We start from the raw sequence: 20,811 nt of genomic DNA, 5'->3' as shown, positions 1-20,811 counted from the left end.
GGCTTGCGCGCCTGGCCTCAAGTGCTCCGTCCTGGAGCACGGTGCTACACGCTTGAGCGTTCGGTCAGATCTTCAGAAATGCACCTTGACCAGGGCGCTGGCGACGCTCTGGTTGCTGTCGACGTTGCCACGGCTGTCGATGCCGTACTTGTCCTTCCAGTAGCTGTATTCGAACCCGACGTAGAGCTGTTTGGCGCCCAGGTTCAGGGCCTTGCCGAGGTCGTACTTGACCTGCGGGTTGAACTGCAGGTTGGCGTGGTAGGTGCCGCGGCGGGTCTGGTCGTTGTCGACCACCCAGTCCATGTAGCCGTCGATCAGAATGTCGGATCTGCCCACGGGAATGGTGTAGGACCAGGCCGGGGTGATCTGCCAGACGTTGTCGCCGGGGCGGCTGCCTTCGGTGTTGCGCACGTAGAAGTTCAGGGTGAAGTAGTTGAAGCCGGGAACATTCAGGTCGAAGCCGGGGCCGATCAGGTAGGCCTCATTGTCGCCTTCGCCGCGTTCGTAGGTCATGGCCAGCAACACGTCCTTGACGGGACCGAAGGCGAACGAGCGGTCGAAGATCTTGCCGAGCGACAGGCGCGGGCTGAATTCGCCGTAGTAGGTGGTCACGCCTTTGCCGGGGTCGGCCTTGCCGTTGTAGAAGATCTTGTCGACGAACAGGAAGGTGTCGCCGTACTTCCACTTGTTGGCGTGCTCGAAGGTGATGGTCTGCTGGATGTCGGGATTGACCTTGAAATCCTTGCCATACAGGTACGTCAGGCTTTCGCCATGCCACTGCAGCCATTCGCCGGCCTGGACGGGGAGGGTGGCCAGCAGGCTGCTGCCCAGCAGAACGGACGTGGTGATGCGCTTCATGTTGTATTTCCCGGACTTATTGTTTTTGTTAGGGCTTTTTCGGCGCGCAAGCGCCCCGGACGGCCCATTCCGGCGGGCCGACGGTGCAACGGTTACTGCTTGGGTCGAGCAGGGCGGCAAGTGCTGCCGCCCCTCATCACTCAATGCTGGTGGCAGGCGTCGTTGTGCGCGGCGCGGTCGGCGCCACCGAGAATGTTGAACAGCAGGTTCAGCACCAGCGCGCTGAGCGTGGCCATGGCAATGCCACTGTGGGTGATCGGTTCCATCCACTGCGGCATCTGCGCGAAGAACTCCGGCCGCACCACCGGGATCAGGCCGAAGCCGACGCTGACCGCGACCAGCAGCTGGTTGCGCCGGTCGGCGATGTCCGCTTCCTGGAGAATCTTGATCCCGGTGGCGGTGACCATGCCGAACATGGCGATGGACGCGCCGCCCAGTACCGCGGGCGGGATCGAGGCGATCAGGAAGGCGGCCTTGGGCAGCAGGCTGAGCAGGATCAGTAGCACGCCGGCCATCACCGTGACATAGCGGCAGCGCACCCCGGTCATCTGCACCAGGCCGATGTTCTGGGCGAACGAGGAGTGGGTGAAGGTGTTGAAGAAGCCGGCGATGAACGACGCGCCGGCGTCGCACAGCAGGCCGCGCCGCAGCATGCCCGGCGTGACTTCACGGTCGGTCACCTTGCCCAGGGCGAGGAACATGCCCGTGGACTCGACGAAGATGATCACCACCACCAGGCACATCGACAGGATCGGCGCCAGGCTGAAGGTCGGCATGCCGAAGTGCAGGGGGGTGACCACCTGCAGCCACGGCGCCTCGCTCAGGCCCGACAGGTCGACCATGCCGATGGAGCCGGCGAGCACGTAGCCCAGGCCCATGCCGACCAGTACCGACACATTGACCCAGAAACCACGCATGAAGCGGTTGATCAGCAGGATCACCGCCAGCACCAGGCCGGCGACCATGAGGTAGATCGGTGCGCCGAAGGCTTGCGCCTCATGTCCCCCTCCGGCCCAGTTGACCGCCACCGGGAACAGTGACAGGCCGATGGAGGTGATGACCGTGCCGGTCACCAGCGGTGGGAAGAAGCGCACGACCTTGGACATGAACGGCGCGATCAGCATGCCGAAGAACCCGGCGGCGATGGTCGCGCCGAAGATCCCCTGCAGGCCGACGCCAGGCATGCCGGCCATGGCCACCATGCTGCCGACCGCGGCGAAGCTGGCGCCCATCATGACGGGCATGCGGATGCCCACGGGGCCGATGCCGAAGGATTGGATGATGGTGGCGACGCCGGCGACCAGCAGGTCGGCGTTGATCAGGAAGGCGACTTCTTCGCGGGACAGGCCCGCCGCCTGGCCGATGATCAGCGGCACGGCGATGGCGCCTCCGTACATCAGCAGAACGTGTTGCAGACCCACCAGGATCAGCTGGAACAAGGGCAGGGGCTGTCGTGGCGGCGCAACAGGGATGTACGCCTTGGGTGACTCGGACATGCAGCACCTCGAGTTTTGTTTTTATTCTCGGATCCAAGCCACAAGCTTCAAGCGGCAAGCTTCAAGTAGAAGCTTGTGGTATCCGCTCGAAGCCTGAGGCTCGATGCTTGCTTGTTGCCTGACGACTTACAGCTTGAGGCTTGCAGCTTGCGGCTGCTCTTTAGTTGACCTGCGCGCCTTTGGCGATCCAGTCGCCGACCAGCTTGCGCTCTTCGACGGTCATCTGGGTGATGTTGCCCAACGGCATGATCTGGCTGGCGACGGCCTGCGCCTGGATGCGCGCGGCTTGGGCCTGGATCTGCTGCGGGGTGTCGAACATCACGCCGCCAGGGGCAGCGCTGAACAGCGGGCTGGTCGGCTTGGCCGAGTGGCACACGGTGCAGCGTTCCTGGATGACGGTGTGGATCTTGTCGAAGTTGCCGGTGGCCGCCTGGGCCGTGGCCTGGGCAGGTTCCGCGGCCGGTGCCTGGGCAGGCTTGGCGGCCTCCTCCGCGCGCAGCTCAGCGGCGGTCTTGCCACCGACGGCAGTGGCCGGCAGCGGCTGGTATTCGACCTTGGCGGCAGCCTGCTCGGGGGCGGTCGGCAGCGGCTTGGGACCGGTCACGTAGGCCAGGCAGATCATCGCCAGGGCACCGGCGGGCAGGGTCCAGGCGTACTTGTTGCTGTCGTGGCGGGTGTTGAAGTAGTGACGGATCAGTACCGCGGCCACCGCGATCCCTGCCAGGATCAACCAGTTGTACTGGCTGCCGTAGGTGCTCGGGAAGTGGTTGCTGATCATGATGAACAGCACCGGCAGGGTGAAGTAGTTGTTGTGGCGTGAACGCAGCAGGCCCTTGGCCGGCAGCACCGGGTCGGGAGTCTCGTTCTTCTCGATCGCCGCCACCAGCTGGCGCTGGGCCGGCATGATGATGCGGAACACGTTGCCGACCATGATGGTGCCGATGATCGCGCCGGTGTGCAGGTAGGCGCCACGGCCGCTGAACACCAGGCTGAAGCCCCAGCAGGCGGCGATGATCAGCACGAACAGCACGGCGCCGAGCAGGGCCGGTTTCTTGCCCAGGGGCGAATCGCACAGGAAGTCGTAGATGAACCAGCCGGCGACCAGCGAACCGATACCGATGGCGACGCCCTCGGGACCGCTCAGGGTGCTGCCGGGGGCCAGCAGGTACAGGGTCGGGTTCCAGTAGAACACCACGCACAGCAGGGCGATACCGGACATCCAGGTGAAGTAGGCTTCCCATTTGAACCAGTGCAGGTTCTCGGGCATTTTCGGCGGCGCCAGCTTGTACTTCTCGAGGTGGTAGATACCACCGCCGTGGATGGCCCACAGGTCACCCGACAGCCCGTCGCGCGGATTGCTCCGGTTCAGGTTGTTTTCCAGCCAGACGAAGTAGAACGATGCACCGATCCAGGCCACGCCGGTGATCATGTGAACCCAGCGAATGCTCAGGTTCAGCCATTCGTGAAGGTGTGCTTCCACAGTATGTACCTCTTGCCAGTCACCTTTTAGATGACCGACCCTTTCTTATTGGTGGGGATTGAGGATCAACATCTGTTCCTCGGGGAAGTAATGCTCATCGCAGTTGTTGCCGGAACCACTGCGATCAACCACCAGGAAGTCATCCCGCTTTTCGATCGTCAGCACCGGGTGGTGCCAGACGCCGCGATGGTAATTGATGCCCTGCCTGCCATTGCTGCGGAAGGCTCGGACCAAGCCTGATACAGGTGCATCGCCAACGGGCGCGACCACGATCAGAAAGGGGTTGCCGAGCAGCGGGATGAAAGCCTGGCTGCCCAGCGGATGGCGTTCCAGCATGCGCACGGTCAGCGGCATCTCCAGTGCGTCGGCGCGGAAGATGCTGATGATCGCCTTGTCTTCGGGCTCGGCGGTTTCCACCGTGGCGAGCTTGTGGAAGCGCATGGTCGAGCCGTTGTTGATCATGAAGTGGTCGCTGCCGTCGGTTTCGATCACGTCACCGAAGGGGGCGAAGGCTTCTTTGGTCAGGGGCTCGATCATCAGGGTGCGCATGCGGTTATCTCTTCTATGTTCGTTGTTCTGAAATAAGGCTCAAGCGGCAGCGGTCACAGCTGCAGCAGGCGGAACAGGGCGATCAGGTTGATCTGCGCCAGGGCTTCCTTGAACTCGGCATCCGGCTCGTTGTGGATGCGCTTTTCGAAGGAGGCGAGGATCTGGTGCCGGTTGCTGCCCTTGACCGCCATGATGAACGGGAACTGGAACTTGGCCTTGTAGGCGTCGTTGAGTTCGGTGAAGCGGGCGAACTCTTCGGCGGTGCACTGGTGGATGCCGGCGCCGGCCTGTTCGTTGGTGCTCGATTCGGTCAGCTCGCCCTGGATGGCGGCCTTGCCGGCCAGGTCCGGGTGGGCGTTGATCAGCGCCAGTTGCTCGGCGTGGCTGGCGCTGAGCAGGATGTCGCTCATGCGCTGGTGCAGCGCCTCGATCTCGTCCAGCTCGGCCAGCTGGCCCAGGTCGTAGGCTTTCTCGGCGACCCACGGCGAGTGCTCGTAGATGTCGGCGAAGGCCTTGACGAAGGCGTCACGCTCCAGGGAGGAGGGTTTGAGGGTCTGGAAGGCGGTCATCAGGCGTTCTCTTTCTTGTACGGGTGGGTGGCGTGCCAGTGGCGGGCGATGTCCGCGCGACGGGCGAACCAGACCTGGTCGTGGCTCTTGGCGTAGTCGACGAAGCGCTTGAGCGCGGCCAGGCGCGCCGGACGGCCGACCAGGCGGCAGTGCAGGCCGATCGACAGCATCTTCGGTGCCTCGGCACCCTCGGCGTAGAGCACGTCGAAGGCGTCTTTCAAGTACTGGAAGAACTGCTCGCCGCAGTTGAAGCCCTGGACCTGGGTGAAGCGCATGTCGTTGGTGTCCAGGGTGTAGGGGATCACCAGGTGCGGCTTGTCGGTCGGGTTGTTCGGCTCCCAGTAGGGCAGGTCGTCGTCATAGGTGTCGCTGTCGTAGAGGAAGCCGCCTTCCTCCATCACCAGGCGCCGGGTGTTCGGGCCAGTGCGGCCGGTGTACCAGCCCACTGGGCGCTCGCCGGTGATCTCGGTGAGGATGCGGATGGCCTCGAGCATGTGCTCGCGCTCTTGCGCTTCATCCATGTACTGGTAGTCGATCCAGCGGTAGCCGTGGCTGCAGATCTCGTGGCCGGCTTCGGCCATGGCGCGGATCACGTCGGGGTGGCGCTGGGCGGCCATGGCCACGGCGAAGATGGTCAGCGGCACGCCGCTGTCCTTGAACAGCTTGAGCAGGCGCCACACGCCGGCGCGGCTGCCGTATTCGTACAGCGACTCCATGCTCATGTTGCGCACGCCCTGCAGTGGCTGGGCGGCGACCATTTCGGAAAGGAACGCTTCGGACTCCTTGTCGCCGTGCAGGATGTTGCGCTCGCCACCTTCTTCGTAGTTGAGCACGAAGGACAGCGCAATGCGGGCATTGCCCGGCCACTGCGGATGAGGTGGGTTGTTGCCGTAACCGATCAGGTCGCGAGGATAGTCAGCGCTCACTGCAGTCTTCCTTCTTGTTCGTTAATGCGGTGGGTGGGCGGGCCGCGTCGGGGTGTCGCACCACCGGATGGGCTGATTGTATACAAGTTCTTAATTCTTTTGTAAGCCTGTTTTTCCGCATTTCTTCCCATTTGTCGCTTGAGAATGGCTTGCAAGAAACCTGCCCGATTGGTCAGTTAATGCTGTGGGGTGCGTGATGGCGCGAGTCTTTGCGACTGGTGGCTTGTTCTGTGGGGATTGCGCGGGAGGGGATAAAAAATTGTGTACAATTTGTCGCCGAACTGTCTTAATGGCGTCATTCCCGCACGCCGAAGGCCTCGCGCCCGGTGCTTGCCGAGTATTTTTTGCCCACGCATACGACAAGAGGCGACAAGCAAATGGGACGTTTGACCACACACGTACTGGACGCCGCGCATGGCTGCCCGGGCAGCTCGATCAAGGTCGAGCTGTACCGCGTCGAAGGCCAGCAGCTGGAACTGGTGAACACTGCCCTGACCAACAGCGATGGTCGCGTCGACGCGCCGTTGCTGCAGGGTGACGACTACCGCACTGGCGTCTATCAATTGCAGTTCAGCGCCGGCGACTACTACCGTGGCAAAGGCGTCAAGCTGCCGGACACCGCGTTCCTCGACGTGGTCGTGCTGCGCTTTGGTATCGACGAGAAGCAGGAGCACTATCACGTGCCGCTGCTGATCTCGCCGTACAGCTATTCGACCTATCGTGGAAGCTAGTTGGTCGCTAGAAGAATCTTCGTAGGTCCTTGGCCCGCTCTCACACTGGCGGGCTTTTTTTCGTCTGTTGTTTTTACACCTTGGGTGCGACCTGCACTGTAGGAGCGGCCTTGTGTCGCGAAAGGGCCGCGCAGCGGCCCCGACAATATTGCATGATGCCGAGATCCTGGGGCCGCTGCGCAGCCCTTTCGCGACACAAGGCCGCTCCTACAGGGGATCGTCATTAGCAGGCAAAAAGATAGGGCGCCGAGGCGCCCTTGGTTGTTGCAGCGTGATCAGAGGAACACAAACTTGGCAATGAAGATCAGGCACAGCACCCACAGGCTCGCCGAGATCTCCTTGTACTTGCCGGTCCCGGCCTTGAGCGCCACATAGCTGATGAAGCCCAGGGCGATGCCATCGGCCACCGAGAAGGTCAGCGGCATCATGATCACCGTGACGATCGCCGGAATGCTGTCGGTGGCTTCGTCCCACTCGATATGCGCCATGCTGCCCATCATCAGCATCGCCACATAGATCAGCGCGCCGGCAGTGGCATAGGCCGGAATCATCCCGGCCAGTGGGGCGAAGAACATCGCTGCGACGAACAGCAGGCCAACCACCACAGCCGTCAGGCCGGTACGCCCACCCGCCGCCACGCCCGCGGCACTTTCCACATAGCTGGTCACCGGCGGCACGCCGACCACGGCGCCGAACACGCTGGAGGTACTGTCGGCCTTGAGCGCCCGCGACAGGTTCTCGATGCGCCCGTCCGGCGCCACCAGGTTGGCGCGCTGCGCCACGCCCATCAGCGTGCCGGCGGTGTCGAACATGTGCACGAACAGGAAGGCCAGCACCACGCTGATCATGCTGACGTTGAACACGCCGGCCACGTCCATGGCCATCCAGGTCGGCGCCAGGCTCGGAGGCATCGACATCACCCCGCCGAACTTCACCAGGCCCAGGCCCCAGCCGGCCATGGTGACGCCGATGATGCTGATCAAAATCGCGCCGAACACCCGCTTGTAGCTGAGGATGGCGATCAGCAGGAAGCACAGCGCCGCCAGCAGCGGGCCAGGCTCATGCAGTGAGCCCAGCTTGACCAGGGTGGCCGGGCTGTCGACGATGATGCCGGCGGTCTTCAGGCCGATCAGCCCGAGGAACAATCCGACGCCGGCCCCCATGGCATGGCGCAGGCTCACCGGGATGCTGTTGAGCAGCCACTCGCGCACGCGCGACACGGTCAGGAACATGAACAGCACGCCCGAGACGAACACCGCCCCCAGCGCGGTTTCCCAGCTGTAGCCCATGGTTCCGACCACGGTGTAGGTGAAGAAGGCATTGAGCCCCATGCCCGGTGCCAGTCCCACCGGCCAGTTGGCGTACAGGCCCATCAGCAGGCAGCCGAGCGCGGCGGCGATGCAGGTGGCGACGAATGCCGCGCCGTGGTCGATGCCGGCGTCGGCCATGATGTTGGGGTTGACGAAGATGATGTAGGCCATGGTGATGAAGGTAGTCACCCCGGCGATCAGTTCGGTCCTGACGGTAGTGCCGTGTCGCTTGAGTTTGAAAATCCGCTCCAGCCAGCCCGTTTCGAGCGGTGGGGCGAGATCCAGCGTAGGTGCTTCGGATTTGCGGCTTTCCACAGCGAGTACTCCTCAAGTCTTTCTTGTTGTTCGAAGCCTGGTCCTGAGCCTGCGCACTTGGGGGCTTCGCGAGGGAGGGTGTGGCAGACGTCCGACCATTTTGTTGACTTCTGGGTCAGGAAGTTGCTCGCAGGATTATGCGTTTGTGTACAAATAATGCAAATAATGTTTTATCTTTTGTGCGCGCAAACCGCCGTACAACGGCTATATAGGTAAAAGGCTATCTGCAGAAACGGGTCAGCCTGTGTACAATGGCGCCATACCTTGGCCCATCATCTTCTTCCCGGACTTGCCATCCCCCCGCTGACAGGTATTACAGTCACGGTCCGACTGGCAGATCCTTCGTGCTCGAGAGCCCATGAACGAACAGCTGCAACCCCTGAAAAAACCTGCGCGCACCGGCAAGGCCGGCCGCAGCGGTACCCAGGACGACATCGTCTACGCGCATATCTTCGAGGCGATCCTCGAGCAGCGCCTGGCTCCGGGCACCAAGTTGAGCGAGGAAGCGCTGGGCGAGATCTTCGGCGTCAGCCGTACCATCATTCGTCGTGCGCTGTCGCGCCTGGCCCACGAAAGCGTGGTGCTGCTGCGACCCAACCGCGGCGCCGTGGTGGCCAGCCCGACCGTCGAAGAGGCGCGCCAGGTGTTCTTCTCCCGGCGCATGGTCGAGCGCGCCATCACCGAACTGGCCGTGCAGCACGCCACCCTCGATCAACTCAACGAACTGCGCCAGATGGTCCGCGAGGAGCGCGACAGCTTCTCGCGCGGTGACCGGGGCGCCGGCATCCGCCTGTCCGGTGAGTTCCACCTCAAGCTGGCCGAAGCCGCAGGCAATGCGCCGCTGGTGAGCTTCCAGCGCAGCCTGGTATCACAGACCTCGCTAATCATCGCCCAGTACGAGAGCGGCAATCGCTCGCACTGCTCGTACGACGAGCACATGCAACTGATCGATGCCATCGAGGCGCGCGATGCCGAACAAGCGGTGAGCCTGATGATGCATCACATGGACCATATCGACAGCAAGCTCAACCTCGACGAGGAAAGCGCGTCGGACGACCTGCATGCGGTGTTCTCGCATTTGCTGAAAAAGCCCAAGGCCGCCGCCAAGGGTTGAACGTTTGCCTGAATGATCAAGGGGCTGCTTTGCAGCCCCTTGTCGTTTCTGGCCATTTGCCGGGTCCCTGATAGATTTACTAGTTGCAAACCCCTGTTCAATGTAGTTGGGCTTGCGCAGTCGTTGCGTCCAATTACTTGAGGAGAGGTCCATGACCATGTCTCTGGGTGTGCGCATGGGTGCCGAGCTGGTCGGCACCTTCTGGTTGGTTCTGGGGGGGTGTGGCAGCGCCGTGCTGGCCGCCAGCTCACCCGTCGGTATCGGTGTGCTCGGTGTCGCCTTTGCCTTTGGCCTGACGGTCCTGACCATGGCCTTCGCCATCGGCCATATCTCCGGTTGCCATCTCAATCCTGCCGTATCGTTCGGCCTAGTGGTGGGTGGGCGCTTTCCAGCCAGGGAGTTGTTGCCCTACGTCATCGCCCAAGTGATCGGTGCCATCCTTGCGGCTGGCGTGATCTACCTCATCGCCAGTGGCAAGGCGGGTTTCGAAGTGGCCAACGGCATGGCGTCCAATGGCTATGGCGAGCACTCGCCGGGGGGCTACACCCTGGCGGCTGGTTTCGTCAGCGAAGTGGTGATGACGGCGATGTTCCTGGTGATCATCATGGGCGCCACGGATACCCGGGCGCCGGCGGGGTTCGCGCCGATCGCCATCGGCCTGGGGCTGACCTTGATCCACCTGATCTCGATCCCGGTGACCAACACCTCGGTGAACCCGGCGCGTAGCACCGGGCCTGCGCTGTTCGTTGGCGGTTGGGCCTTGCAGCAGCTGTGGCTGTTCTGGCTGGCGCCGCTGATCGGGGCTGCGATCGGCGGCGCGCTGTACCGTGGCCTGGCGAAACAGCCTTAGCGCTGGTGCACGCAACGCCCGGCGGCGTAGGTCTCGCGCACGGTGCGGTCGTCGCCCAGGGTGGTGAGCACGAACAGGGTCTCCTCGATGTTCCTCGACTGCTGCAGGCGGTAGTCCAGCAGCGGGGTGGCCTTGTAGTCGAGCACCACGAAGTCGGCGTCGTTGCCGGGGCGCAGGCTGCCGATGCGATCGTCCAGGCGCAAGGCGCGGGCGCCGCCGAGGGTGGCCAGGTACAGCGACTTGTACGGGTGCAGGCGCGCGCCCTGCAGCTGCATCACCTTGTACGCCTCGTTCAGGGTATTGAGCAGCGAGAAGCTGGTGCCGGCGCCGACGTCGGTGCCCAGGCCGACGTTGACCTTGAAGCGCTCGGCCTGGGGCAGGTTGAACAGGCCGCTGCCGAGGAACAGGTTGGACGTCGGGCAGAAAGCGATGGCCGAACCGGTCTCGGCCAGGCGCTGGCACTCGTCGTCGCACAGGTGCACGCCGTGGGCGAACACCGAGCGCTCGCCGAGCAGCTCGAAGTGGTCGTAGACGTCGAGGTAGCCTTTTTGCTCGGGGAACAGCGACTTGACCCAGTCGATTTCCTTGAGGTTCTCCGACAGGTGGGTGTGCATGTACACGCCCGGGTGCTCCTTGAGCAACTGGCCGGCCACGCTCAACTGCTCCGGCGTGCTGGTCGGCGCGAAACGCGGGGTGACCGCGTAGTGCAGGCGGCCCTTGCCGTGCCAGCGCTCGATCAGCGCCTTGCTGTCGCGGTAGCTGGATTCGGCGGTGTCGGTCAGGTAGTCGGGGGCGTTGCGGTCCATCATCACCTTGCCGGCGATCATACGCAGGTCCAGGCGCTCGGCCTCCTCGAACAGGGCGTTGACCGACTCCGGGTGCACGCTGCCGAACACCAGCGCGGTGGTGGTGCCGTTGCGCAGCAGCTCCTTGAGGAAGATTTTCGCCACTTGGTCGGCATGAGCCTTGTCGGCGAATTGCTTCTCGCAGGGGAAGGTGTAGGTGTTGAGCCAGTCCAGCAGCTGCTCGCCGTACGAACCGATCATGCCGGTCTGCGGGAAGTGGATATGGGTGTCGATGAAGCCCGGGGTGATCAGGGCATCCTGGTAGTGTTCGACCGGGATGTCGGCAGCGAGGGTCGGCAGCAGCTCGCTGGCATGGCCCAGGGCGCTGATGCGACCGTCGTCGACCACCAGCAGGCCGTCTTCATAGTATTCGCAGGACGCCTCCAGGCCGACCTCGGCGGGGTCGGCGATGCTGTGCAGGATGGCGGCTCGGTAGGCTTTGCGGGTTGCGCTCATAGGGCTCTCGTCAAAGGGTCTGGCTGCGTCGCGAGGACGGCAGCAACTGGGCGATGGGGCCTGAATTGGCGGCAGCGTCGTGCTGGCCGAAGCAGGCGTTGTAGGTGGCAATGATCTCGGCGGCGATGGACACGGCGATCTCGATTGGCAGCTTGCCCTTGACCTCGGCCAGGCCCATCGGGCAGCGCATGCGCGCCATCAGCGCGTCGTCGAAACCGCGCTCGCGCAGGCGGTGCTCGAACTTGACCCGCTTGGTCTTCGAACCGATCAGGCCGAACCAGGTGAAATCGTTGCGCTTGAGGATCGCGGCGGTCAGTTCCAGGTCCAGCTGGTGGTTGTGGGTCATGACGATGCAGTAGCTGCCGGCGGGCAGGTCGGCGACTTCGTCGACCGGCTCTTCGCTGACGATCTTGCTCACCCCGTTGGCGATGACGTCGGGGAACTCCTGCTCGCGCGAATCGATCCAGCGCACCCGGCAGGGTAGCGCGGCGAGCAAGGGTACCAGAGCGCGGCCGACATGGCCCGCGCCGAACACGGCGATCTCGGCCTGCACGCCGGTCATCGGCTCGAACAGCAGCACGGTGGCGCCGCCGCAGCACTGGCCGAGGCTGGCGCCGAGACTGAAGCGCTCCAGGTGCGGGGTGCTGCGGTGTTGCTCGAGCATCTGCCGGGCGATGTGCAGGGCCTTGAACTCCAGGTGGCCACCGCCGATGGTGTCGTACAGCGCACTGGCGCTGACCACCATCTTCGAGCCGGCGTTGCGTGGCGTGGAGCCGCGTTCCTCGATGATGGTCACCAGGACGCAGGGTTCGCCGCGGGCTTGATGGTCGGCGAGGGCGTTGATCCATTGGTGCATGTCTTCAATCCTCCTCGTGCCCCTGTAGGAGCGGCCTTGTGTCGCGAAAGGGCTGCGTAGCAGCCCCAGAAATCTTGATTGCGGCACAGATCGTGGGGCCGCTGCGCGCCCCTTTCCGACCGGTCCGACGCCTCGGCAAGGCCGCTCCTACAGGGTCCCGCGTTGTCAGTGGGTGACGGTTTCCAATGCGGGCTCCACAGGCTGCGTAGCAGCCATCGCCTTGCGCATCTGCTCGCAGCCCCACAGCACTCGCTCCGGCGTCGACGGCGCGTCGATCTCGGGCTGCACGCGGTAGTCGGCGATGCTCGCCACGGCGTCCTTGATCGCGCACCAGGCGGCGATGCCGAGCATGAACGGTGGCTCGCCCACGGCCTTGGAATGGAACACCGTGTCCTCGGGGTTCTTGCGGTTCTCCACCAGCTTGACGCGCATGTCGATCGGCATGTCGGCCACCGCCGGGATCTTGTAGCTGGCCGGGCCGTTGGTCATCAGCTTGCCCTTGGCGTTCCACACCAGCTCCTCGGTGGTCAGCCAGCCCATGCCCTGGACGAAGCCGCCCTCGACCTGGCCAATATCGATGGCCGGGTTCAGCGAGTCGCCAACGTCGTGCAGGATATCGGCGCGCAGCATCTTGTACTCGCCGGTCAGGGTGTCGACGATCACTTCCACGCAGGCGGCGCCGAAGGCGTAGTAATAGAACGGCCGGCCACGGGCCTGGGCGCGGTCGTAGAAGATCTTCGGCGTGCGATAGAAGCCGGTGGTCGACAGCGACACCTGGGCGAAGTACGCCTGCTGCACCAGTTGCTCGAAGCTGACGATCTGGTCGCGCATGCGCACATGGCCATTGCGAAATTCGACGTCTTCCTCGGTCACGTTGTAATGCCGGGCGGCGAACTCGGTCAGGCGCTTCTTGAGGATTTCGGCGGCGTTCTGCGCGGCTTTGCCGTTCAGGTCGGCGCCGCTGGAGGCCGCGGTCGGAGAGGTGTTGGGTACTTTGTCGGTGTTGGTGGCGGTGATCTGGATGCGGTTGAAATCGACCTGGAACACCTGCGCCACCACCTGGGCGACCTTGGTGTTCAGGCCCTGGCCCATCTCGGTGCCGCCGTGGTTGAGGTGGATGCTGCCGTCGGTGTAGATGTGGATCAGGGCACCGGCCTGGTTGAGGAAGGTGGCGGTGAACGAGATGCCGAACTTCACCGGGGTCAGCGCCAGGCCTTTCTTCAGTACCGGACTGTTGGCGTTGAAGCGGCGGATCGACTCGCGGCGTTCATGGTAGTCGCTGCTCGCCTCGATCTCGGCGGTCATCTCCTCGAGCATGTTGTGCTCGACGGTCTGGTAGTAGTGGGTGACGTTGCGCTCGGTCTTGCCGTAGTAGTTGGCCTTGCGCACGGCCAGCGGGTCGAGGGCCAGGTGGCGGGCGATATGGTCCATCACCTGCTCGATGGCGACCATGCCCTGTGGTCCGCCGAAACCGCGGTAGGCGGTATTGGAGGCGGTGTTGGTCTTGCAGCGGTGGCCGTGCACCGTGGCGTCGCCCAGGTAGTAGGCGTTGTCGGAGTGGAACATGGCGCGGTCGACGATCGAGCCGGACAGGTCGGGTGAGTAGCCGCAGTTGCCGGCCAGGTCGAAGTTGATCCCGTGCAGGCGGCCAGTGTCGTCGAAGCCGACGTCGTACTCGACGTAGAACGGGTGGCGCTTGCCGGTCATCATCATGTCTTCGACGCGGGGCAGGCGCATCTTGGTCGGCTGGCCGGTCAGGCGCGCGATCACCGCGCACAGACAGGCGGGGCTTGCGGCCTGGGTCTCCTTGCCGCCGAAGCCACCGCCCATGCGGCGCATGTCGACGACGATCTTGTGCATCGGCACGTCGAGCACCTCGGCGACCAACTTCTGCACCTCGGTGGGGTTCTGCGTGGAGCAGTAGACGATCATGCCGCCGTCTTCGCCGGGCATCACCGAGCTGATCTGGGTTTCCAGGTAGAAGTGCTCCTGGCCGCCGATGTGCAGGCTGCCCTGGATACGGTGCGGGGCGCTGGCCAGGGCGGCGGCCGAGTCGCCGCGCTGGTGGGTGTGGCTGTCGAGCACGAAGTGCTTCTTGCGCAGGGCTTCGACCACGTCCAGCACCGGTTCCAGGTCCTCGTACTCGACGATGGCGGCCATGGCGGCGCGACGGGCGGTGTCGAGGTCGGCGGCGGCCACGGCGAGCACCGGCTGGCCGAAGAACTCGACCTTGTCGATGGCCAGCAGCGGGTCGCCGGCCACCACCGGGCCGATGTCCTTGAGCCCCGGGATGTCCTCGTGGGTGATGGCGATGCGCACCCCCTCGAACTGGTAGCAGGGCGTGGTGTCGATGCGCAGGATGCGCGCATGGGCGCGGTCCGCAGTGCGGGCATAGACGTGCAGCTGGTTGGGGAATTCCAGGCGGTCGTCGATGTACACCGCCTCGCCCGCCACATGCTTGTCGGCGCTGTCGTGCTTGAGGCTGCGACCGACCCCGGTGGTCAGGTCCTGGCTGAACAGTGCGGCCATCTCGGCCTGGCTCTTGACGGCGTGATGGTTAGACATAGGCGGTCACCCGGGTTTCGATGTGCGGCGATTGCAGTTCGATGAAGTACTTGCGCAGCAAATTCTGCGCGGTCAGCAGGCGGTACTCGCGGCTGGCGCGGAAGTCGCTGAGCGGGGTGAAGTCCTCGGCCAGGGCCTGGCAGGCACGCTCGATGCTGGCCTGGTTCCAGGCCTTGCCGCGTAGCGCGGCTTCGCAGGCGCGGGCGCGCTTGGGGATCGCCGCCATGCCGCCGAAGGCGATGCGCACGCCGCTGACCACGCCGTTCTCGATGCTCAGGTTGAAGGCCGCGCACACGGCGGAGATATCGTCGTCCAGGCGCTTGGACACCTTGTAGGCACGGAACGCCCAGTCGCTGCTGGCGCGCGGCACGATGATCTTCTCGATGAACTCGCTGTCCTGGCGCGCGGTGATGCGATAGTCGATGAAGTAGTCTTCCAGGGCCAGGGTACGCTGGCGCTCGCCCTGGCGCAGGACGATCTGCGCATCGAGGGCGATCAGCAGGGGGGGCGAGTCGCCGATCGGCGAGGCGTTGCCGATGTTGCCGCCCAGGGTGCCCTGGTTGCGGATCTGCAGCGAGGCGAAGCGGTGCAGCAGGTCGCCGAAGTCGGGGTAGTCCTCGTTGAGCGCGGTGTAGCAGTCGGTCAGCGGGGTGGCGGCGCCGATTTCCAGATGGGTGGCGGTTTTGTCGATACGCTTGAGCTCGGCGACATGGCCGACGTAGATCATCACCGGCAGGGTGCGGTGGAACTGGGTGACCTCCAGCGCCAGGTCGGTGCCGCCGGCCAGCAGGCGCGCCTCGGGGTGCGAGCTGTACAGGTCGGCCAGGTCGGCCACGGTCAGCGGCACCAGGCAGCGCTTGTCGCCGCTGTTGAGCTCGCCGGTCTGTTGCGGGGCGATGGCCTTGAGGCGAGCGATGGTCTGCGCCTGCTGGGCGTCGAACTGGTCGCGACAGGGTTGGGCGCAGCTCTGCTCGGCGGCGGCCAGGATCGGTCGGTAGCCGGTGCAGCGGCACAGGTTGCCGGCCAGGGCCTCCTGGGCCTGGTGCAGGTCGTGGCCCTGGCTGTTCTTCTGCAGGGCGAACAGCGACATGACGAAACCGGGGGTACAGAAACCGCACTGCGAACCATGGCAGTCGGCCATGGCTTTCTGCACGCTGTGCAGCTCGCCCTGGTGCTTGAGGCCCTCGACGCTGATCAGCTGCTTGCCGTGCAGCGAAGACACGAACGTCAGGCACGAATTGAGGCTTCGGTAGCGGATACCGTCGCCGCCGTTATCGTCCTGGACGAGTTCGCCGACGACCACGGTGCAGGCGCCGCAGTCGCCGCTGGCGCAGCCTTCCTTGGTGCCGGGTTTGCCCAGGTGCTCGCGCAGGTATTGCAGCACCGTCATGTTCGGGTCCAGGGCGTGCTCGCTGCGCAGCTCCTGGTTGACGAGAAACTGGATCACGGGGGAGGGCCTCGCAATGGTTTTATTGTTGTTCGGGCGGACTCTAAGCAACGCCTGACCTCGTGGTCAATAAATTTCTGACTCAAAGGTCAAGATTTTGCTCGAGCCCCTTCCGAACTGCCTCAAGGAGCCTTTTCAAAGCATAGTTCGCGCCGCGTGGGAAAGTTGACCCGGCAGTCGCACAAAGCACGTCGTCCTGCTGCGCGAGGGCCTGGCAAGTGCGCTACAATCGCGCCCTTGTGCACTGCCATCCAGATTTCGAAGGAAAACCATGACGTTCAAGGCGCCGGACAGCCTCTCCGAGCAAATTGCCCACTACCTGGCCGAGCGGATCATTCGCGGCGAACTCGCGCCCGGCGAGCGCATCCAGGAGCAGAAGGTCACCCAGGCCCTCAACGTCAGCCGCGGCTCGGTGCGCGAGGCGCTGCTCATCCTCGAACGTCGTCACCTGGTGGCGATTTTGCCGCGACGTGGCGCCCATGTGACCGAACTCGACGAGAACAGCGTGCGCAGCCTGTGCACGCTGATGGGCGAGTTCTATATCCTGCTGGGCAATTCCGTCGCCCAGCATTGGCGCACTGAAAGCGACCTGCGCCCGTTCCTGGACATCCAGCATCGCCTGGAACAGGCGCACGCCAGGCAGGACATCAAGACCTTCGTCGCCGACAGCTTCGCGGTGATGCGCGCGGCTTACCCGTTCGCGAACAATCCCTACTTGCAGGAAACCGTCGAGAACCTGCAGCCGGCCATGAGTCGTGCCTATTACCTCGCCCTCGATCAGCGCCAGGCCAACATGATCGATTACCTGGAGCTGTTCGCCCGCCTGCTCGAAGCCGTGGTCGCCCGTGACCTGCCGCGCATCCGCGAGGTGCTCGCCGCCTATTGCCAGCGCAGCTGCGAACTGGTGCTGGCGGCGCTGGCGCGGACCTGACCGATGCGCCTCAAGTGCATTCGCCTGGCTGGGTTCAAGTCGTTCGTCGACCCGACCACGGTCAATTTCCCCAGCAACATGGCCGCCGTGGTCGGCCCCAACGGCTGTGGCAAGTCCAATATCATCGATGCGGTGCGCTGGGTGATGGGCGAGAGTTCGGCGAAGAACCTGCGGGGCGAGTCGATGACCGATGTCATCTTCAACGGCTCCACCAGTCGCAAGCCGGTCAGCCAGGCCAGCATCGAACTGGTGTTCGACAACAGCGACAACTCCCTGGTCGGCGAGTACGCCGCCTACGCCGAGATCTCGATCCGGCGCAAGGTCACCCGCGACGGTCAGAACACTTACTACCTCAACGGCACCAAGTGCAGGCGCCGCGATATCACCGACATTTTCCTCGGGACCGGCCTGGGGCCGCGCAGTTATTCGATCATCGAGCAGGGCATGATCAGCAAGCTGATCGAGGCCAAGCCCGAGGAGTTGCGCAACTTCATCGAAGAGGCGGCGGGCATTTCCAAGTACAAGGAGCGCCGCCGCGAGACCGAGAACCGTATCCGTCGCACCCAGGAGAACCTGGCGCGCCTGACCGACCTGCGCGAAGAGCTGGAGCGCCAGCTCGAGCGCCTGCACCGCCAGGCCCAGGCCGCCGAGAAGTATCGCGAATACAAGGCCGAGGAGCGCCAGCTCAAGGCGCGTCTGGCAGCCTTGCGCTGGCGCGACCTGGATGAGCGCGTGCGCCAGCGCGAGACGGTGATCGGCGATCAGGAGATCGCCTTCGAGGCGCTGGTGGCCGAGCAGCGCAATGCCGACGCCAGCATCGAGCGGCTGCGCGATGGCCACCATGAACTGTCCGAGCGCTTCAACCAGGTGCAGGGCCGCTTCTACTCCGTGGCCGGTGATATCGCTCGGGTCGAGCAGAGCATTCAGCATGGCCAGCAGCGTCTGCGCCAGTTGCAAGATGATCTGAAAGAGGCCGAGCGCACCCGGCTGGAGACCGAGTCGCATCTGGGGCACGACCGCACCTTGCTGGCGACCCTCGGCGAAGAGCTGGCCATGCTCGAGCCGGAACAGGGCATGACCCTGGCGGCGGCCGAAGAGGCCGCGGCGACCCTGGAGGAAGCCGAGCAGGGCATGCACGCCTGGCAGGAGCAGTGGGACAGCTTCAACACTCGCTCCGCCGAGCCGCGCCGCCAGGCCGAAGTGCAGCAGGCGCGACTGGCGCAGCTCGAATCCAGCCTGGAGCGCCTGGCCGAGCGCCAGCGCAAGCTCGGCGAGGAGAGCGAGCAGCTAGGTGCCGATCCGCAGGACGTCGAGCTGCTCGACCTGGCCGAGCAGGTGGCCAGCAGCGAGCTGTCGCTCGAAGATTTGCAGGTGCAAGAGCAGCAGGTGGTCGAACGCCTCGAGGCCGTGCGCGAGCAGTTGCAGCACGCGACCCAGGCGCAGCAGCAACAGCAGGGGGACCTGCAGCGTCTGGGCGGTCGGCTGGCGTCGCTGGAGGCCCTGCAGCAAGCGGCCCTCGAACCCGGCGTTGGCGCCGCCCAATGGCTGCGCGCGCAAGGCCTGGAGCAGCGCCCGCGCCTGGCGCAAGGCCTGCGAGTCGAGCCGGGCTGGGAGTTGGCGGTGGAAACGGTGCTTGGCGCCGATCTGCAAGCGGTACTGCTCGAGGACTTCGACTCGCTCGACTTCGGCACGCTGGAGCAGGGCGAATTGCGCCTGCTGCTGGGTGGCGGTGACGGTGTCCGGATTGCCGGCAGCCTGCTCGACAAGGTCGAGGGGCATACCGATCTCTCGCCCTGGCTGGGGCAGGTCAAGCCGGTGGAAACCCTGGAACAGGCGCTGGCCCTGCGCTCGACACTGAGCGGCGGGCACAGCCTGGTCAGCCGCGACGGTTACTGGGTCGGGCGGCATTTTCTGCGGGTCAGTCGGGGCGGCGACTCTCAGGGCGGCGTGCTGGCCCGCGGCCAGGAAATCGAGCGCCTGGGACAGGAGCAGTTGGAGCACGAAGCCCTGCTGGAGCAGCAGGATGCGTTGCTCCAGCGCCTGCGCGAGCAGCAACTCGATCAGGAAGAGCAGCGCGAGCAATTGCGTCGGCGCAGCCAGGACGAGAGCCGCCATCACGGTGAGCTCAAGGCGCGCCTTTCCGCTGGCCAGGCACGGGCCGAGCAGGTCGAGCTGCGTCGGCGTCGGTTGCAGGAAGAACAGGCTGAATTGCAGGAACAGCGCGCTGTCGAGCACGAACAGCTAGGCGAGGCACGCCTGATGCTGCAGGAAGCCCTCGATCTGATGGCTCACGACACCGAGCAGCGCGAGGCCTTGATGGCGCGTCGCGACACCCTGCGCGAAGGACTCGACCGTATTCGCCAGGAGGCCCGCCAGCACAAGGATCATGCTCACCAGCTGGCCGTGCGCCAGGGCTCGTTGCGTGCCCAGCACGACTCCACCCGCCAGGCCCTCGAGCGCCTGGAGCAGCAGGCCGCGCGCCTGAGCGAGCGTCAGGAGCAACTGAACCTGAACCTGGAGGAGGGCGAAGCGCCGCTGGAGGAGCTGCGTCTGAAGCTCGAGGAGTTGCTCGAGCGGCGCATGAGCGTTGACGAGGAAATGCGCCAGGCCCGCCTGCACATGGACGAAGCCGATCGCGAACTGCGCGACGCCGAGCGCCGTCGTACCCAGGCCGAACAGCAGTCGATGCTGCTGCGCGGCCAGCTGGAGCAGCAGCGCCTTGAATCGCAGGGGTTGGACGTGCGTCGCAAGACCCTGCAGGAGCAATTGCACGCCGACGGCTACGATCTTCAGGGCGTGCTCGCCACGCTGGATGCCGATGCCAGCGAACAGGGCACCGAGCAGGCGCTCGAGCAGCTCGAGGCGCGCATCCAGCGCCTGGGCGCGATCAACCTGGCGGCGATCGAAGAGTACGAGCAGCAGTCCGAGCGCAAGCGCTACCTGGACGCCCAGGATGCCGACCTGGTCGAGGCGCTGGAGACCCTGGAAAACGTCATTCGCAAGATCGACAAGGAAACCCGTAACCGCTTCAAGGATACCTTTGATCAGATAAATGCCGGATTGCAGGCACTTTTCCCAAAAGTTTTCGGTGGCGGCAGCGCTTATCTGGAACTGACGGGCGAAGATCTACTCGATACAGGGGTGACGATCATGGCGCGTCCGCCGGGCAAGAAGAACAGCACCATCCATCTGCTGTCCGGTGGCGAGAAGGCATTGACCGCGCTCGCATTGGTGTTCGCCATCTTCAAGCTGAATCCGGCGCCGTTCTGCATGCTCGACGAGGTCGACGCACCGCTGGACGACGCCAACGTCGGGCGTTATGCCCGCCTGGTCAAGGAGATGAGTGAAACCGTGCAGTTCATCTACATCACTCACAACAAGATCGCCATGGAAATGGCCGATCAATTGATGGGGGTGACCATGCACGAGCCGGGCTGTTCACGTCTTGTTGCAGTTGATGTGGAGGAAGCTATGGCCATGGTCGACGCCTAAAAGGTAAAGAAAGGCATGATC

The 20,811-nt window shown here is 64.4% G+C and carries 16 protein-coding genes; 5 read left to right on the top strand and 11 right to left on the bottom strand.

From position 1 onward, the window contains the following. Positions 1–72 precede the first annotated feature (72 nt). The 6 genes from ACYUME_RS18225 to puuE form a co-directional block, all read right to left on the bottom strand. Positions 73–858 carry an outer membrane protein OmpK gene (locus ACYUME_RS18225; protein ID WP_460416156.1) on the bottom strand — a complete coding sequence of 262 codons (786 nt, stop codon included), beginning with the start codon at positions 856–858 and terminating at the stop codon, positions 73–75. Between the two features lie 140 nt (positions 859–998). After that, the gene (locus ACYUME_RS18220) at positions 999–2,354 is read right to left on the bottom strand and encodes a nucleobase:cation symporter-2 family protein (protein WP_279888763.1); all 1,356 of its coding nucleotides are present in this window, start codon (positions 2,352–2,354) and stop codon (positions 999–1,001) included. 160 nt (positions 2,355–2,514) lie between these two features. Beyond that, on the bottom strand, positions 2,515–3,834 hold the full coding sequence (locus ACYUME_RS18215; protein ID WP_279888765.1) for a urate hydroxylase PuuD: 1,320 nt from the start codon (positions 3,832–3,834) through the stop codon (positions 2,515–2,517). Positions 3,835–3,879: 45 nt separating this feature from the next. Beyond that, positions 3,880–4,383 (bottom strand): ureidoglycolate lyase, encoded by a 504-nt coding sequence (locus ACYUME_RS18210; protein ID WP_046856488.1) that lies wholly within the window; start codon positions 4,381–4,383, stop codon positions 3,880–3,882. Between the two features lie 53 nt (positions 4,384–4,436). Then, positions 4,437–4,952: a 2-oxo-4-hydroxy-4-carboxy-5-ureidoimidazoline decarboxylase gene (uraD, locus tag ACYUME_RS18205; RefSeq protein WP_279888768.1), complete on the bottom strand. Its 516-nt coding sequence runs from the start codon at positions 4,950–4,952 to the stop codon at positions 4,437–4,439. Continuing rightward, positions 4,952–5,878: an allantoinase PuuE gene (puuE, locus tag ACYUME_RS18200; protein WP_279888769.1), complete on the bottom strand. Its 927-nt coding sequence runs from the start codon at positions 5,876–5,878 to the stop codon at positions 4,952–4,954. Before puuE ends, uraD begins: the two co-directional genes overlap by 1 nt. A gap of 377 nt (positions 5,879–6,255) precedes the next feature. On the opposite strand from puuE, the gene uraH reads away from it, so the two are divergent. After that, positions 6,256–6,609, top strand: a complete 354-nt coding sequence (uraH, locus tag ACYUME_RS18195; protein ID WP_279888770.1) for a hydroxyisourate hydrolase — start codon at positions 6,256–6,258, stop codon at positions 6,607–6,609. A gap of 275 nt (positions 6,610–6,884) precedes the next feature. On the opposite strand, the gene ACYUME_RS18190 is transcribed toward uraH, so the two are convergent. Then, the gene (locus tag ACYUME_RS18190) at positions 6,885–8,234 is read right to left on the bottom strand and encodes an NCS2 family permease (protein WP_460416154.1); all 1,350 of its coding nucleotides are present in this window, start codon (positions 8,232–8,234) and stop codon (positions 6,885–6,887) included. A gap of 358 nt (positions 8,235–8,592) precedes the next feature. Here ACYUME_RS18190 and ACYUME_RS18185 point away from each other — a divergent pair, with 358 nt between their 5' ends. Both ACYUME_RS18185 and aqpZ read left to right on the top strand, forming a co-directional pair. Further along, positions 8,593–9,348, top strand: coding sequence for a GntR family transcriptional regulator (locus ACYUME_RS18185; protein ID WP_279804568.1), 756 nt, complete (start codon positions 8,593–8,595; stop codon positions 9,346–9,348). Between the two features lie 151 nt (positions 9,349–9,499). Then, on the top strand, positions 9,500–10,198 hold the full coding sequence (gene aqpZ / locus ACYUME_RS18180) for an aquaporin Z (RefSeq protein WP_460416152.1): 699 nt from the start codon (positions 9,500–9,502) through the stop codon (positions 10,196–10,198). On the opposite strand, the gene guaD is transcribed toward aqpZ, so the two are convergent. The 4 genes from guaD to xdhA all read right to left on the bottom strand — a co-directional run bounded on the left by guaD (position 10,195) and on the right by xdhA (position 16,367). After that, positions 10,195–11,499, bottom strand: coding sequence for a guanine deaminase (gene guaD, locus ACYUME_RS18175; RefSeq protein ID WP_460416150.1), 1,305 nt, complete (start codon positions 11,497–11,499; stop codon positions 10,195–10,197). The genes aqpZ and guaD overlap by 4 nt on opposite strands. 10 nt (positions 11,500–11,509) lie before the next feature. Continuing rightward, a complete protein-coding gene (gene xdhC / locus ACYUME_RS18170) occupies positions 11,510–12,355 on the bottom strand; it encodes a xanthine dehydrogenase accessory protein XdhC (protein WP_460416149.1) in 846 nt (281 codons plus the stop codon). Between the two features lie 165 nt (positions 12,356–12,520). Continuing rightward, the gene (gene xdhB, locus ACYUME_RS18165; RefSeq protein ID WP_460416148.1) at positions 12,521–14,920 is read right to left on the bottom strand and encodes a xanthine dehydrogenase molybdopterin binding subunit; all 2,400 of its coding nucleotides are present in this window, start codon (positions 14,918–14,920) and stop codon (positions 12,521–12,523) included. Next, the gene (xdhA, locus tag ACYUME_RS18160; protein ID WP_460416146.1) at positions 14,913–16,367 is read right to left on the bottom strand and encodes a xanthine dehydrogenase small subunit; all 1,455 of its coding nucleotides are present in this window, start codon (positions 16,365–16,367) and stop codon (positions 14,913–14,915) included. The genes xdhB and xdhA overlap by 8 nt, the downstream gene beginning before the upstream one ends. Positions 16,368–16,638: 271 nt before the next feature. Here xdhA and ACYUME_RS18155 point away from each other — a divergent pair, with 271 nt between their 5' ends. Both ACYUME_RS18155 and smc read left to right on the top strand, forming a co-directional pair. Then, a complete protein-coding gene (locus ACYUME_RS18155) occupies positions 16,639–17,298 on the top strand; it encodes a GntR family transcriptional regulator (protein WP_279887570.1) in 660 nt (219 codons plus the stop codon). A gap of 3 nt (positions 17,299–17,301) precedes the next feature. Next, the gene (gene smc, locus ACYUME_RS18150) at positions 17,302–20,790 is read left to right on the top strand and encodes a chromosome segregation protein SMC (protein ID WP_460416144.1); all 3,489 of its coding nucleotides are present in this window, start codon (positions 17,302–17,304) and stop codon (positions 20,788–20,790) included. Positions 20,791–20,811 lie beyond the last annotated feature (21 nt).

The sequence above is a fragment of the Pseudomonas sp. microsymbiont 2 genome (assembly GCF_054788395.1).
This window is presented reverse-complemented; position numbering and strand designations above follow the sequence as displayed.

Excerpts from the sequence above, each read along its gene's own strand:
- ACYUME_RS18225 (WP_460416156.1), bottom strand. The coding sequence starts at position 858 with ATGAAGCGCATCACCACGTCCGTTCTGCTGGGCAGCAGCCTGCTGGCC.
- ACYUME_RS18220 (WP_279888763.1), bottom strand. The coding sequence starts at position 2,354 with ATGTCCGAGTCACCCAAGGCGTACATCCCTGTTGCGCCGCCACGACAG.
- ACYUME_RS18210 (WP_046856488.1), bottom strand. The coding sequence starts at position 4,383 with ATGCGCACCCTGATGATCGAGCCCCTGACCAAAGAAGCCTTCGCCCCC.
- uraD (WP_279888768.1), bottom strand. The coding sequence starts at position 4,952 with ATGACCGCCTTCCAGACCCTCAAACCCTCCTCCCTGGAGCGTGACGCC.
- uraH (WP_279888770.1), top strand. The coding sequence starts at position 6,256 with ATGGGACGTTTGACCACACACGTACTGGACGCCGCGCATGGCTGCCCG.
- ACYUME_RS18185 (WP_279804568.1), top strand. The coding sequence starts at position 8,593 with ATGAACGAACAGCTGCAACCCCTGAAAAAACCTGCGCGCACCGGCAAG.
- aqpZ (WP_460416152.1), top strand. The coding sequence starts at position 9,500 with ATGACCATGTCTCTGGGTGTGCGCATGGGTGCCGAGCTGGTCGGCACC.
- guaD (WP_460416150.1), bottom strand. The coding sequence starts at position 11,499 with ATGAGCGCAACCCGCAAAGCCTACCGAGCCGCCATCCTGCACAGCATC.
- xdhC (WP_460416149.1), bottom strand. The coding sequence starts at position 12,355 with ATGCACCAATGGATCAACGCCCTCGCCGACCATCAAGCCCGCGGCGAA.
- xdhB (WP_460416148.1), bottom strand. The coding sequence starts at position 14,920 with ATGTCTAACCATCACGCCGTCAAGAGCCAGGCCGAGATGGCCGCACTG.
- ACYUME_RS18155 (WP_279887570.1), top strand. The coding sequence starts at position 16,639 with ATGACGTTCAAGGCGCCGGACAGCCTCTCCGAGCAAATTGCCCACTAC.
- smc (WP_460416144.1), top strand. The coding sequence starts at position 17,302 with ATGCGCCTCAAGTGCATTCGCCTGGCTGGGTTCAAGTCGTTCGTCGAC.